This is a genomic window from Streptomyces sp. DH37, from assembly GCF_029813835.1.
In the GTDB taxonomy this organism is placed as follows: Bacteria; Actinomycetota; Actinomycetes; order Streptomycetales; family Streptomycetaceae; genus Streptomyces.
The window spans coordinates 1-459 of record NZ_JARVKV010000183.1 but is presented as its reverse complement, the minus strand read 5'-3'; the positions used below and the strand labels follow the sequence as shown (position 1 = coordinate 459).

At 71.5% G+C, this 459-nt stretch carries 1 protein-coding gene; it reads right to left on the bottom strand.

What is annotated here, in order from left to right; genetic code table 11:
* Nucleotides 1-142: 142 nt before the first annotated feature.
* Nucleotides 143-459: hypothetical protein (locus QC029_RS30580; RefSeq protein ID WP_279559092.1), on the bottom strand; the 317-nt coding region annotated here is incomplete at its 5' end.

The window sequence follows — 459 nt, the reverse complement described above, 5'->3', positions numbered from 1 at the left end:
TCGTTCTCCGCGCTCGCGCCCGGCTGCATCGACGTGCCCGTCACCTCGATCTCCTCGGGGTCGCCGGGCAGCGGGTCGCCGTGCGCGACGGAGCCGCGGCCGCGGACGATGAGCGCGGTGAGGTTGCCCAGGCGCGGCATCGTCAGAAGCCCTCGGGCAGCCGGTAAGTGTCCAGCCGGGAGTCGTCGATGGGCGGGACCATCGCGCGCATGTCGCTGTAGGAGACGGACACCCGCCCGACCGTCCGGGAGTGGGGGACCAGCGCGGGGTTGGACAGCATCTTGCCCGCGTAGTCCAGGGTCACCGCCCGGAACACGGGCGGTACTGCGTCGGCCGGGTAGCCGTCGGCGAACAGCACGGTGATCCCCTGCGGCCGGTCGGTCCAGACGATCGGGAACCCGGACACCACCCGCCGCAGCATCCCGTGACGGTACAGCAGGAAATCATCCCCCTGCACCA